This is a genomic window from Staphylococcus sp. EG-SA-2, assembly GCF_017152085.1.
Window position 1 is genome coordinate 1 of record NZ_JACYHC010000762.1, and the last position, 13,061, is coordinate 13,061.

Genomic DNA, 13,061 nt, shown 5'->3' on the forward strand with positions numbered 1-13,061 from the left:
GAAATATTCTCTGAAAGTATGTCGCCTTGAACGTTTCCGACATTGTTACGACCACCTTGCCAAGAAGTTTGGACTTTAAAGTCATGTTGATGCAATTGCTTTAACCTCCAATATAATTGTGATAGTTTAATTTTAGAATAGTTTATCAAAGTTTAACAGAAAGGTGACTTATCAATGACTCTGAATAAACTGAAAGATGAATTACAAATTGTTTCGCACCGTGGATTACCGAGTGATTTTCCTGAAAATACAATGGTCGGTTATCGAGAGGTAATGGGGCTCAATGTTGCTATGTTAGAAATAGATGTTCATTTGACCAAAGACCAACATTTTGTTGTGATACATGATGAAACAATTGATAGAACATCGGATGGTAAGGGGCGTATTGCTGATTACACATTATCGCAATTAAAATCATTTGATTTTGGTAGTTATAAAGATGTTGCTTTTAAGGGAGAACGAATACCCACGTTAGATGAAGTACTTTCATTATGCTTAAAGTATGATAAAAAGCTATTGATTGAATTGAAAAGTCCGAATTTATATCCAGAAATAGAATGTAAATTGCTGGCATTTTTGGAAGAAAAGAAAGTCGATGCGACACAAGTAGTTATACAATCTTTTGATATCGAATGCATCGAAAAGTTAAACACATTGGGCAGTATATATGAATTAGGTGTGCTTTGTAGTAAACGTAATTATTGGTATAAAAAGCCAAACTTTTCAAGAATTGCTCAAATTGCTAGTTATGTTAATCCTAATTATGCATTAGTGGCCAGAAAATTTGTTGATAAAGCACATCATCATCAATTACAGGTTATGCCATACACAGTTAATAAATTGAAAACTGGAGAAAAATTAAGACAAATGGGTGTAGATGGATTAATTACAGATAATCCGAAATTATTTATTAAGTGAGACGATGAATGGTAATTTGATAGAGGGATGAGGATTCGTATATCGCAATTGATAATTTTAAAAACTAATGATGAAATACTAAAGATAATTAAACAAATAAGACTTGTAAATTCTAAGTTGATTGTAAAATAGGGTAGCTCCATATAATTTTGAATCTATCATTTTTAAATTAATAAAAAAAACACCCACAATTGTGGGTGTTTGTATTGAACGTATTATCTTGAGTAGTACTCAACGATTAATTGTTCGTTAATTTCAGCAGGTAATTCGCTACGTTCTGGTAAACGTACGAAAGTACCAGTTAAGCTGTCAGCATCAAAGTTTAAGTACTCAGGTACGAAATTGTTGATTTCAACTGATTCAACGATGATGTTTAATTTTTGAGATTTTTCACGAACTGAAATTGTTTGACCAGGTTTAACAGAATAAGATGGAATATCAACACGTTTACCATCTACTAAGATATGACCGTGGTTAACTAATTGACGTGCTTGACGACGAGTACGAGCTAAACCTAATGAATAAACAACAGCGTCTAAACGACTTGCTAATAAAATCATGAAGTTTTCACCGTGTACACCGAATTTTTTACCAGCGATGTCAAATGTGTTACGGAATTGTCTTTCAGTCATTCCATATAAGTAACGTAATTTTTGTTTTTCACGTAATTGTAAACCATATTCTGATAATTTTTTACGTTGGTTTGGACCATGTTGTCCTGGTGCGTAAGGACGTTTTTCTAATTCTTTACCAGTACCGCTTAAAGAGATACCTAAACGACGAGATTTTTTCCAGTTTGAACCTCTGAATCGAGCCATAATAAGACTCCTCCTTTAATTCTTTTTTGTTGTTATGAATAAACAAAAAAGAGTGTTGCATGCTTACTAAGATATATTGTTTTATGTGTCTTCACCTTATAGCGACAGTTACGTGACACGTCCGCATTGGGAACAACATAGCGCTCAATAATATACAACTGCTACTTTCGTTAATTCACACAAAGATTATTGTAACATTTTCCTGCTAACTGTCAACACTTTATTGAAAATGCTGATGTCCTTTTATGCGAGTTGCTTTTCAATAATTTTAACAATTGCTTCAAGATGTTCTTTGTCATTGTCATCAAATCGATCCGTTATAGGGGCATCGATATCTAAGACGCCGATAATTTTATCATCTTTGAAAATTGGAACGACAATCTCAGACTTACTATTAGCATCACAAGCGATATGTCCTTCGAATTGATGGACATCAGCTACAACTTGTGTACGACGTTCTGAAACGGCTGTACCGCATACACCTTTTCCAATTGGAATGTGGACACAAGCGGGGTGTCCTTGGAAAGGTCCAAGTATAAGTTCATTTTGTTCCAATAAGTAAAAGCCAACCCAATTAATTTGATTTAGATTATCATTTAATAAGGCAGACATGTTACTTAAAATCGCAATCATATGATGTTCATCTTCAATAAGGCTTGCTGCTTGTTTCTTTAATAATGTGTAGTTTGTTGGGTTAATTGTTGTCATATTTAAAACCTCTTATTTTCATAGATTTTATAATAGTATAGAATTTCGAAAATATTATGGCAATAAATTCATTTTATAATTTATCCTTAAGCAAAATTACGTTATAATAGTAATGATAAATTAGGAGGAGAAGCATATGGTGTTATATATCATTTTGGCAATAATTGTGATTATATTGATTGCTGTAGGTGTATTATTCTATTTACGTTCAAATAAACGACAAATTATTGAAAAAGCAATCGAACGTAAAAATGAAATTGAGACGTTACCTTTTGATCAAAACCTTGCACAATTATCTAAGTTGAATTTAAAAGGTGAAACAAAAACGAAATACGATGCAATGAAAAAGGACAACGTAGAAAGTACAAATAAGTATCTAGCTCCTGTGGAAGAAAAAATCCATAATGCTGAGGCTTTATTAGATAAATTTAGTTTCAACGCATCTCAAAGTGAAATTGATGATGCAAATGAGTTGATGGATAGTTACGAACAAAGCTATCAGCAACAATTAGAAGATGTAAATGAAATTATTGCGTTATACAAAGATAATGATGAATTATATGACAAATGTAAGGTTGATTATCGTGAAATGAAACGTGATGTTTTAGCAAATCGTCATCAATTTGGTGAGGCAGCAAGTCTACTTGAAACTGAAATTGAAAAGTTTGAGCCAAGGTTAGAGCAATATGAAGTACTAAAAGCTGATGGTAATTATGTACAAGCGCACAACCATATAGCTGCCTTGAATGAACAAATGAAACAGCTAAGATCTTATATGGAAGAAATACCAGAATTAATTAGAGAAACTCAAAAAGAATTACCTGGTCAATTCCAAGATTTAAAATATGGTTGCCGTGATCTTAAAGTTGAAGGGTATGATCTGGATCACGTAAAAGTAGACAGTACATTACAAAGCTTAAAAACAGAGCTTAGTTTCGTTGAACCATTAATTAGCCGCTTAGAATTAGAAGAAGCTAATGATAAACTAGCTAATATCAATGATAAGTTAGATGACATGTATGATTTAATTGAACATGAAGTTAAAGCTAAAAATGATGTCGAAGAAACAAAAGATATCATTACGGATAACTTATTCAAAGCTAAAGACATGAATTATACATTGCAAACAGAAATTGAATATGTACGTGAAAACTACTATATAAATGAATCTGATGCTCAAAGTGTTCGTCAATTTGAAAATGAAATTCAAAGTTTAATTTCTGTATATGATGATATTTTAAAAGAAATGTCTAAATCTGCTGTACGATATAGCGAGGTTCAGGATAATTTACAATATTTAGAAGATCATGTCACAGTTATTAATGACAAACAAGAAAAGCTACAAAATCATCTGATTCAATTGCGTGAAGATGAAGCAGAAGCAGAAGACAATCTGCTACGAGTACAATCGAAGAAAGAAGAAGTGTATCGTCGATTACTTGCTTCTAACTTAACAAGCGTTCCTGAAAGGTTTATCATCATGAAAAATGAAATTGATCATGAAGTTCGTGATGTTAACGAACAATTTAGTGAACGTCCAATACACGTTAAACAGTTAAAAGATAAAGTGTCTAAAATTGTGATTCAAATGAATACATTTGAAGATGAAGCAAATGATGTTCTTGTTAATGCTGTTTATGCAGAGAAATTAATTCAATATGGAAATAGATATCGTAAGGACTATAGCAATGTTGATAAGAGCTTAAATGAAGCTGAACGATTATTTAAAAATAATCGCTATAAGCGTGCGATTGAAATTGCAGAGCAAGCTCTTGAAAGTGTTGAGCCAGGTGTCACTAAACATATTGAAGAAGAAGTTATTAAGCAATAGAAACTAGTATGTAGTTATACTTAAATAATATGAGCACTCTGTCAAATTGGACTGATGAGTTTAATAATTGAAGTTAGCCAACGATACGTTGTCTAGCTTCTTTTTTTATATGGATAAATGAAAGGGACAATAAATATAAATAGCAATTGTTTAAAGATAAACGTAATCAAATGTGTTGTTTTAATTAATATAAGTAGTGAAAAAAGCATAATCACACAGCTGTTTAAATAGAGTGAAATAGTCTAATTCTTATTTAATAAGTAGAAATAAGATTATTTTGCGCTATAACCTTTATTTTTTGTCGGATAATAGTATAATGCTTGAGTAAAACAATTTTAACGATTGATGATTAATGAAAGAGAAGTGTTTATTTTGATATATCTAGATAATGCGGCAACGACGAAAGCATTTGAAGAAGTGTTAGATACTTATTTAAAAGTAAATCAATCAATGTATTATAATCCGAATAGTCCGCATAAAGCTGGTTTGCAGGCAAATCAATTACTACAACAAGCAAAAGCCCAAATTAATGCAATGATTAATTCAAAAACAAATTATGATGTTGTATTCACTAGTGGTGCAACTGAATCCAATAATCTTGCTTTAAAAGGTATTGCCTATCGTAAATTTGATACAGCGAAGGAAATAATTACATCCGTGTTAGAGCATCCGTCCGTATTAGAGGTTGTAAGATATTTGGAAGCACACGAAGGATTTAAAGTTAAATATGTTGATGTAAAGAAAGATGGCAGTATTAACTTAGAACACTTCAAAGAATTAGTGTCAGACAAAGTCGGTTTAGTAACATGTATGTATGTAAATAATGTAACTGGACAAATACAGCCTATTCCACAAATGGCTAAAGTTATAAAAAATTATCCTAAGGCACATTTTCATGTAGATGCGGTTCAAGCATTCGGCAAAATTTCAATGGATCTCAATAACATAGATAGTATTAGTTTAAGTGGACACAAGTTTAATGGTTTAAAAGGCCAAGGCGTCTTACTTGTAAATCACATTCAAAATGTTGAACCAACTGTCCATGGTGGTGGTCAAGAATATGGCGTTAGAAGTGGAACAGTTAATTTGCCAAATGATATTGCAATGGTTAAAGCGATGAAGATAGCTAATGAAAACTTTGAAGCATTGAATGCATTTGTTACTGAGTTAAATAATGACGTCCGTCAATTTTTAAATAAATATCATGGAGTTTATATTAATTCTTCAACTTCAGGTTCACCATTCGTTTTAAATATTAGTTTTCCTGGCGTAAAAGGTGAAGTATTAGTTAATGCTTTTTCAAAATATGACATTATGATATCTACGACGAGTGCTTGTTCATCTAAACGTAATAAATTAAATGAAGTATTGGCTGCAATGGGATTATCAGACAAATCTATTGAAGGTAGTATAAGATTATCATTTGGGGCTACTACAACTAAAGAAGATATAGCAAGGTTTAAAGAAATATTTATCATCATTTATGAGGAAATTAAGGAGTTGCTAAAATAATGAAGTATGATCACTTGCTTGTTAGATACGGGGAGTTAACATTAAAGGGTTCAAATAGAAAAAAATTTGTAAATCAATTAAGAAATAATGTAAATAAGTCATTAAAAGGACTTGATGGGTTTGTCGTTAAAGGCAAACGAGATCGTATGTATATTGAACTTGAAGACCATGCAGATATAAATGAAATAACATATCGATTATCAAAAATTTTCGGTATTAAATCTATTAGTCCAGTATTAAAAGTAGAAAAAACAATAGAGGCAATGAGTGCAGCGGCAATTAAATTTGCGCAGCAATTTGAAGAAAACAGCACATTTAAAATTGATGTGAAGCGTGCCGATAAAAATTTCCCAATGGATACGTATGAATTACAACGTGAATTGGGTGGTACCGTATTGAAACAAATTGAAAATGTTTCTGTTAATGTCAAACGTCCAGATCATGAAATTCGAGTGGAAGTTAGATTAGATGCAATTTATATGTATGAAGAAGTTGTTCCGGGTTCAGGCGGATTACCAGTTGGTACTGGTGGTAAGACGTTACTAATGCTTTCAGGCGGTATAGACTCACCAGTTGCTGGAATGGAAGTGATGAGACGTGGCGTAACAATTGAAGCGATTCATTTCCATAGTCCACCATTTACAAGTGATCAAGCAAAAGAAAAAGTTATTGAATTGACACGTATTTTAGCTGAACGTGTTGGACCAATTAAATTGCATATTGTACCATTTACAGAATTGCAAAAACAGGTAAATAAAGTTGTACATCCAAGATATACAATGACTTCAACGAGACGTATGATGATGCGTGTTGCTGATAAATTAGTACATCAAATAGGGGCTTTAGCTATTGTAAATGGTGAAAACCTAGGGCAGGTAGCCAGTCAAACACTTCATAGCATGTATGCAATTAATAATGTAACTTCTACTCCTGTATTACGTCCTTTATTAACTTACGATAAAGAAGAAATTATTATTAAATCGAAAGAAATTGGTACATTTGAAACATCTATTCAACCATTTGAAGATTGTTGTACAATTTTCACCCCTAAAAATCCAGTAACCGAACCAAACTTTGAAAAGGTAGTCCAATATGAAAGTGTCTTTGATTTTGAAGAGATGATTAATCGTGCTGTTGAAAATATTGAAACACTTGAAATAACTAGTGATTATAAAACTATTAAAGAACAGCAAACAAACCAATTAATAAATGACTTTTTATAAATAAAATCCTAGAGTAAATTTAAACATAAGGGGATGTTAAACTATGGATTTGAACTTAACGATGATTATAATCATAATTTTATTTGGTTTTATCGCGGCGTTTATAGATTCGGTTGTAGGGGGTGGCGGTTTAATTTCTACGCCAGCATTATTAGCAATCGGTCTACCACCATCTGTGGCTTTAGGTACAAATAAATTGGCAAGTTCATTTGGTTCTTTAACTAGTATGATAAAGTTTATAAGGTCCGGTAAAGTGGACTTATTTGTTGTTGCCAAATTATTTGGTTTTGTATTTTTGGCATCTGCATGTGGCGCATATATTGCAACGATGGTTCCGTCACAAATATTGAAACCTCTAATCATTATTGCACTTTCGTCGGTGTTTATATTCACATTACTTAAAAAAGATTGGGGCAATACACGCACGTTTACTCAATTTACATTTAAGAAAGCCATAATATTTGCAGCACTTTTTATATTAATCGGCTTTTATGATGGATTTGTAGGTGGGGGAACAGGTTCATTTATGCTTTTTGTATTGTTAGTCTTTGGTTTTGATTTTTTAAGTGCAGCAGGAAATGCTAAAGTTTTGAACTTTGCTTCTAATATAGGTGCGCTTGTATTATTTATGGTATTAGGACAAGTAGATTATGTAATAGGTTTAATAATGGCTACAAGCATGATTGCTGGGTCATATACTGGGGCACATTTTGCTATCAAACAAGGTGTTGGCTATGTAAAAGTATTATTTATTATTATTACTGCTATTTTAATTTTAAAAAATGCTTTTGATTATATTCAACAATTTGTATAAAATTAAATTTGCTTTTGATTAAAGCATGAAAATTGTAATCAAACCATAAATTGTCGTATGATGTAGTTAGAATTTTAAAATGCAGGAGGTCAAGTATATGACTGAAATAACATTCAAAGGTGGACCAATCCACTTAAAAGGTCAACAAATTAATGAAGGTGATTTTGCACCTGATTTTACAGTGTTAGATAATGACTTAAATCAAGTAACATTAGCAGATTATGCTGGTAAAAAGAAATTAATTAGTGTGGTACCATCAATTGATACAGGTGTTTGTGATCAGCAGACTCGCAAATTCAACTCTGAAGCTTCTAAAGAAGAGGGGATTGTGCTTACAATTTCAGCAGACTTACCATTCGCACAAAAAAGATGGTGCGCTTCAGCAGGTTTAGACAATGTCATTACATTAAGTGACCACCGTGACTTATCATTTGGTGAAAACTATGGCGTTGTTATGGAAGAACTTCGCTTATTAGCTCGTGCAGTATTTGTATTAGATGTAGATAATAAAGTTGTTTATAAAGAAATCGTTAGTGAAGGTACTGATTTCCCAGATTTTGATGCTGCTTTAGCTGCATACAAAAATATTTAATCATTAAAGAGATAAATCTTAAAATGTATACATCGTGTCCATCGTTGTCAACAGCATTAAAATAGAATTGTTTTCTATGATTGCTAAGACCTATGGGCACTTTTTATTGGAGAGGGACGAATATGGCAGAACAACAAACAATTATGGAACGCTTGTTTCATACATTAGATGAAAAAGCTAAAACATTAAATAATGAAAATGGCCAAAGTTTTATTGAAAATCTTGGGCTAGCAATGGAACAAGTATATACCAATGAAAGAGGATTGTTAGAACAATCGACGTTACAAGATCGACGTAAAGCATTCCAATTTGCATATTTAAGTTTAATGCAGGAAGAAAAGATACAAGCAAATCATCAAATTACACCAGATTCAATTGGATTGATACTAGGATTTTTAGTTGAGCGTTTTATGAACAACCAAGAAGAATTACATATTGTTGATATTGCAAGTGGTGCCGGTCATTTAAGTGCTACTGTAAAAGAAGTGTTACCTGAAATTGCGGTTATGCATCATTTAATTGAAGTTGATCCAGTTTTATCACGTGTTAGTGTACATTTAGCAAACTTCTTAGAAATTCCTTTCGATGTGTATCCTCAAGATGCCATCATGCCACTACCATTAGAAGAAGCAGATATCGTTATTGGTGATTTTCCAGTAGGCTATTATCCAATTGATGAAAGAAGTAAGGAGTTTAAGCTAGGTTTTGAAGAAGGACATAGTTATTCACATTATTTATTAATAGAACAAGCAATAAATGCATTAAAAGATGCTGGATATGCCTTTCTAGTGGTACCAAGTAATATTTTTACAGGTGAACATGTAAAACAGCTTGAAAAATATATTGCAACAGAGACAGAGATGCAAGCATTTTTAAATTTACCACCAACTTTATTTAAAAATGAAAAAGCGCGAAAATCTATATTAATTTTACAAAAGAAAAAATCGGGTGAAACAAAGCCAGTTGAAGTATTATTGGCAAATATTCCTGATTTCAAAAATCCTTCACAATTTCAAGGATTTATGACAGAGTTAAATCAGTGGATGGACACAAATCGTCCTAAAAAATAATCTGTAATAGTATAGTCATAAAACTGTATGAATGATAAAATGAGAAATGAAATAGTATAAAAAGCAAACGATGGAGGATCATTACTTATGTCAAAATTAATCTTGGCTATCAATGCTGGTAGTTCATCATTAAAATTTCAATTAATTAGAATGCCTGAAGAGGAATTAGTAACAAAAGGTTTAATAGAAAGAATCGGATTGAAGGATTCAATTTTTACAATTGAAGTCAACGGGGAAAAAGTTAAAACAGTACAAGATATCAAGGATCACGTTGAGGCAGTTGATATCATGTTGGATGCTTTTAAAGCGCATAATATTATTAATGATATTAACGATATCGATGGAACAGGTCACCGTGTTGTACATGGTGGTGAAAAATTCCCTGAATCAGTAGCTATTACTGATGAGGTTGAAAAGGAAATTGAAGAATTAAGCGAATTAGCACCGCTTCACAACCCAGCTAACTTGATGGGTATTCGTGCTTTCCGTAAATTATTACCAAATATCCCTCATGTGGCAATTTTTGATACAGCATTCCATCAAACAATGCCTGAAAAAGCATATCTATATAGCTTGCCATATCATTATTATAAAGATTATGGCATTCGTAAGTATGGTTTCCATGGTACAAGCCATAAATTTGTATCACAAAGAGCGGCAGAAATGTTAGATAAGCCAATTGAAGATTTACGTATTATTTCATGTCACATTGGTAATGGAGCATCAATTGCAGCTATCGATGGCGGTAAATCTATTGATACATCAATGGGCTTCACACCACTTGCTGGTGTAACAATGGGTACTCGTTCTGGTAATATTGACCCTGCTTTAATTCCATTTATTATGGAAAAAACAGGTAAAACTGCTGAACAAGTATTGGAAATCTTAAACAAAGAATCAGGTTTATTAGGATTATCAGGTACATCTAGTGATTTACGTGACTTATCAGAAGAAGCTGAATCAGGTAAAGCACGTTCACAAATGGCTTTAGATGTATTTGCTTCTAAAATTCACAAATATATTGGATCATATGCTGCGAGAATGCATGGTGTTGATGTTATCGTATTTACAGCAGGTATCGGTGAAAACTCAGTAGAAATTCGTGCGAAAGTTCTTGAAGGCTTAGAATTTATGGGTGTTTACTGGGATCCTAAGAAAAATGAAAACTTACTACGTGGTAAAGAAGGATTTATTAACTATCCTCATTCACCAGTTAAAGTTGTCGTTATTCCAACAGATGAAGAAAGTATGATTGCCCGTGATGTTATGACATTCGGTGGTTTAAAATAATTTTTAAATAAATATTAAGCGTCTATCTCCGCTACAATTATATGTAGGAGGTAGACGCTTTTTGTATTGTTTGAAAATTAACTAGTGTAATGTCTCTTTTCACGAATATCTTAAAGAATTAAGTAGTCGAAGAAGATTATGAAAACATTATTAAGTGAGTTTTATTTATAAACAATAAAAAACCAAGTGCAGAAAGTTGCACTTGGTTCATAATGATCAAGTAGTTATCTAATGATCATCTATATTTAATTTTGATATTTTTCACGTAATTGAGTTGTTGCAACTTGTGGTTGGAAGTCTGCTGGTAACTCTTCAGTACGAACAACTAACACGTCACATGGCGCATGACGAACGATAGATTCTGATACAGAACCAACAATAAATCTTTCCACGGCATTTAAGCCTGATGTACCACTCATAATCAAGTCTGCATTAATTTCATGTGCAAGCTTTTTAGGAATGATAGATTTAGGAGAGCCAAACTCTAGACGCGTTTCTACATCTTTAACACCAGCGTTAGTAGCTACTTCTTTATAACCATTTAATAATTCTTCTGCAAAATGCTTAGATTTTTCAGTAAATTGAGCATCATAAACTTCATAAGAAGAATACGTTCTTGAATCAATTACATTCACAATTGTTAACTTCGCATCGTTACGTTTAGCAACACCAACTGCTCTGTTAAATGCCCATTCCGCTTCATGTGAACCGTCAACTGCGATTAAAATATTTTTGTAAGTAATCATAGTAAGTGCCTCCTTGTTCTTTCTTAATTATATTTTACCACAATTTTCGGAAAAGTCAGTGTAATAACCTTTACAATTTTGTGGATTTTTGATTGCGCTTTCAAAATGTTCGCGTTAAGATGATTATGGAGGTGGATGGTATGAAAATTGGTATACCAAGGGAGATTAAAAATAATGAAAATCGTGTTGGTTTATCACCGAGTGGTGTGCACGCTTTAGTAGAAAGTGGGCATACTGTTTTAGTGGAAACAAATGCGGGTTCAGGATCGTTCTTTGAAGATGTAGATTACAAAGAAGCAGGTGCTGAGATTGTTGCTGAACAAGCAAAAGTTTGGGATGTGGATATGGTTATTAAAGTTAAAGAACCACTTGAATCTGAATATCCATATTTTAAAGAAGGGCTTGTATTATTCACTTATCTTCATTTAGCAAATGAAGAAAAATTAACACAAGCTTTGATAGATAGAAAAGTAATTAGTATTGCATATGAGACTGTGCAGTTACCAGACCGATCTTTACCATTGTTATCACCAATGAGTGAGGTAGCAGGAAGAATGTCAGCTCAAGTTGGCGCAGAGTTCCTACAAAAACTTAATGGTGGTATGGGAATTCTACTAGGTGGTGTCCCAGGAGTACCTAAGGGTAAAGTAACTATTATCGGTGGTGGTCAAGCAGGAACAAATGCAGCTAAAATTGCACTAGGACTAGGTGCAGATGTTACGATTTTAGATGTTAATCCAAAGCGTTTACAACAATTAGATGATTTATTCGGTGGACGTGTACATACAATTATGTCAAATCCGTTGAATATTGAGTTGTATGTTAAACAAAGTGATTTAGTAATAGGTGCAGTTTTAATTCCAGGTGCTAAAGCGCCAAGACTTGTAACAGAAGACATGATTAAACAAATGAAAAATGGGTCAGTTATTATTGACATTGCTATTGATCAAGGCGGTATTTTTGAAACAACTGATAAAATTACGACACATGATGATCCTACATATATTAAGCATGGTGTGGTTCATTATGCAGTTGCAAATATGCCAGGTGCAGTACCGCGTACTTCGACGTTAGCTTTAAATAATGCTACGCTACCTTATGCGCTCATGCTAGCTAATAAAGGGTATAGAGAAGCATTTAAATCAAATCAACCATTATCATTAGGTTTAAATACTTACAAAGGTCACGTAACCAATAAAGGCGTTGCAGAGGCATTTGAAATGGAATATAAATCTGTAGAAGAAGCATTACAATTATAATTTGAATTTGATGAAAAGGGAATGGATTACAGCGTACTAAAGAATGACGTTATCATCTCCTTGGTTATTAAAATTAAATAATGATAAATTAAAGCTAGAAACAATGCGAAGAAATCATCGAACATGAATGATATTGATTTGATTCATTACATGTTACTGATGAACATACCTGCATATGTGTTTCTAGCTTGTTTGTTACATATTGCATTTAGACTTGGATAAAAATTTATGTCTTAGGCGCTACAATGTTATATTGGCAGTGTTTGACTGAATGAGAATG

13 protein-coding genes and 2 pseudogenes are annotated in these 13,061 nt (G+C 32.6%); 10 read left to right on the forward strand and 5 right to left on the reverse strand.

Annotation, left to right across the window (positions count from 1 at the left end):
- Positions 1-95, reverse strand: a pseudogene (locus tag IDG60_RS13795) (peroxiredoxin); the annotation flags it as partial.
- A gap of 79 nt (positions 96-174) precedes the next feature.
- Here IDG60_RS13795 and IDG60_RS13800 point away from each other — a divergent pair.
- A complete protein-coding gene (locus IDG60_RS13800; protein ID WP_000174280.1) occupies positions 175-918 on the forward strand; it encodes a glycerophosphodiester phosphodiesterase in 744 nt (247 codons plus the stop codon).
- Positions 919-1,133: 215 nt separating this feature from the next.
- On the opposite strand, the gene rpsD is transcribed toward IDG60_RS13800, so the two are convergent.
- Together rpsD and IDG60_RS13810 are read right to left on the reverse strand one after the other, a co-directional pair.
- Complete coding sequence (gene rpsD, locus IDG60_RS13805) at positions 1,134-1,736, reverse strand: 30S ribosomal protein S4 (protein WP_000090512.1); 603 nt, start codon at positions 1,734-1,736, stop codon at positions 1,134-1,136.
- A gap of 243 nt (positions 1,737-1,979) precedes the next feature.
- A complete protein-coding gene (locus IDG60_RS13810) occupies positions 1,980-2,444 on the reverse strand; it encodes a GAF domain-containing protein (RefSeq protein ID WP_000207852.1) in 465 nt (154 codons plus the stop codon).
- Between the two features lie 136 nt (positions 2,445-2,580).
- On the opposite strand from IDG60_RS13810, the gene ezrA reads away from it, so the two are divergent.
- A complete protein-coding gene (ezrA, locus tag IDG60_RS13815; protein ID WP_000244865.1) occupies positions 2,581-4,275 on the forward strand; it encodes a septation ring formation regulator EzrA in 1,695 nt (564 codons plus the stop codon).
- A 73-nt stretch (positions 4,276-4,348) separates the two neighbouring features.
- On the opposite strand, the pseudogene IDG60_RS13820 reads toward ezrA, so the two are convergent.
- Positions 4,349-4,490: pseudogene (locus tag IDG60_RS13820) on the reverse strand (hypothetical protein).
- 148 nt (positions 4,491-4,638) lie between these two features.
- Here IDG60_RS13820 and IDG60_RS13825 point away from each other — a divergent pair.
- The 6 genes from IDG60_RS13825 (at position 4,639) to IDG60_RS13850 (ending at position 10,776) form a co-directional block, all read left to right on the forward strand.
- Positions 4,639-5,787: a cysteine desulfurase family protein gene (locus IDG60_RS13825; protein ID WP_012840521.1), complete on the forward strand. Its 1,149-nt coding sequence runs from the start codon at positions 4,639-4,641 to the stop codon at positions 5,785-5,787.
- Complete coding sequence (gene thiI, locus IDG60_RS13830) at positions 5,787-7,010, forward strand: tRNA uracil 4-sulfurtransferase ThiI (protein WP_000872662.1); 1,224 nt, start codon at positions 5,787-5,789, stop codon at positions 7,008-7,010. Before IDG60_RS13825 ends, thiI begins: the two co-directional genes overlap by 1 nt.
- Before the next feature lie 43 nt (positions 7,011-7,053).
- On the forward strand, positions 7,054-7,824 hold the full coding sequence (locus tag IDG60_RS13835; protein ID WP_206160809.1) for a sulfite exporter TauE/SafE family protein: 771 nt from the start codon (positions 7,054-7,056) through the stop codon (positions 7,822-7,824).
- A 97-nt stretch (positions 7,825-7,921) separates the two neighbouring features.
- Positions 7,922-8,416: a thiol peroxidase gene (gene tpx, locus IDG60_RS13840; protein WP_000136260.1), complete on the forward strand. Its 495-nt coding sequence runs from the start codon at positions 7,922-7,924 to the stop codon at positions 8,414-8,416.
- Between the two features lie 122 nt (positions 8,417-8,538).
- A complete protein-coding gene (locus IDG60_RS13845) occupies positions 8,539-9,486 on the forward strand; it encodes a class I SAM-dependent methyltransferase (protein WP_000840576.1) in 948 nt (315 codons plus the stop codon).
- An 87-nt stretch (positions 9,487-9,573) separates the two neighbouring features.
- On the forward strand, positions 9,574-10,776 hold the full coding sequence (locus tag IDG60_RS13850) for an acetate kinase (RefSeq protein ID WP_000040063.1): 1,203 nt from the start codon (positions 9,574-9,576) through the stop codon (positions 10,774-10,776).
- A 245-nt stretch (positions 10,777-11,021) separates the two neighbouring features.
- Here the strand turns inward: IDG60_RS13850 and IDG60_RS13855 are convergent, their stop codons facing one another.
- On the reverse strand, positions 11,022-11,522 hold the full coding sequence (locus IDG60_RS13855; RefSeq protein WP_000634175.1) for a universal stress protein: 501 nt from the start codon (positions 11,520-11,522) through the stop codon (positions 11,022-11,024).
- 140 nt (positions 11,523-11,662) lie between these two features.
- On the opposite strand from IDG60_RS13855, the gene ald reads away from it, so the two are divergent.
- Both ald and IDG60_RS13865 read left to right on the forward strand, forming a co-directional pair.
- Positions 11,663-12,781 carry an alanine dehydrogenase gene (gene ald, locus IDG60_RS13860; protein WP_000689998.1) on the forward strand — a complete coding sequence of 373 codons (1,119 nt, stop codon included), beginning with the start codon at positions 11,663-11,665 and terminating at the stop codon, positions 12,779-12,781.
- 123 nt (positions 12,782-12,904) lie between these two features.
- Positions 12,905-13,003: a hypothetical protein gene (locus IDG60_RS13865; protein ID WP_001789984.1), complete on the forward strand. Its 99-nt coding sequence runs from the start codon at positions 12,905-12,907 to the stop codon at positions 13,001-13,003.
- Positions 13,004-13,061 lie beyond the last annotated feature (58 nt).

Excerpts from the sequence above, each read along its gene's own strand:
- IDG60_RS13800 (WP_000174280.1), top strand. The coding sequence starts at position 175 with ATGACTCTGAATAAACTGAAAGATGAATTACAAATTGTTTCGCACCGT.
- rpsD (WP_000090512.1), bottom strand. The coding sequence starts at position 1,736 with ATGGCTCGATTCAGAGGTTCAAACTGGAAAAAATCTCGTCGTTTAGGT.
- IDG60_RS13810 (WP_000207852.1), bottom strand. The coding sequence starts at position 2,444 with ATGACAACAATTAACCCAACAAACTACACATTATTAAAGAAACAAGCA.
- ezrA (WP_000244865.1), top strand. The coding sequence starts at position 2,581 with ATGGTGTTATATATCATTTTGGCAATAATTGTGATTATATTGATTGCT.
- thiI (WP_000872662.1), top strand. The coding sequence starts at position 5,787 with ATGAAGTATGATCACTTGCTTGTTAGATACGGGGAGTTAACATTAAAG.
- IDG60_RS13835 (WP_206160809.1), top strand. The coding sequence starts at position 7,054 with ATGGATTTGAACTTAACGATGATTATAATCATAATTTTATTTGGTTTT.
- tpx (WP_000136260.1), top strand. The coding sequence starts at position 7,922 with ATGACTGAAATAACATTCAAAGGTGGACCAATCCACTTAAAAGGTCAA.
- IDG60_RS13845 (WP_000840576.1), top strand. The coding sequence starts at position 8,539 with ATGGCAGAACAACAAACAATTATGGAACGCTTGTTTCATACATTAGAT.
- IDG60_RS13850 (WP_000040063.1), top strand. The coding sequence starts at position 9,574 with ATGTCAAAATTAATCTTGGCTATCAATGCTGGTAGTTCATCATTAAAA.
- IDG60_RS13855 (WP_000634175.1), bottom strand. The coding sequence starts at position 11,522 with ATGATTACTTACAAAAATATTTTAATCGCAGTTGACGGTTCACATGAA.
- ald (WP_000689998.1), top strand. The coding sequence starts at position 11,663 with ATGAAAATTGGTATACCAAGGGAGATTAAAAATAATGAAAATCGTGTT.
- IDG60_RS13865 (WP_001789984.1), top strand. The coding sequence starts at position 12,905 with ATGAATGATATTGATTTGATTCATTACATGTTACTGATGAACATACCT.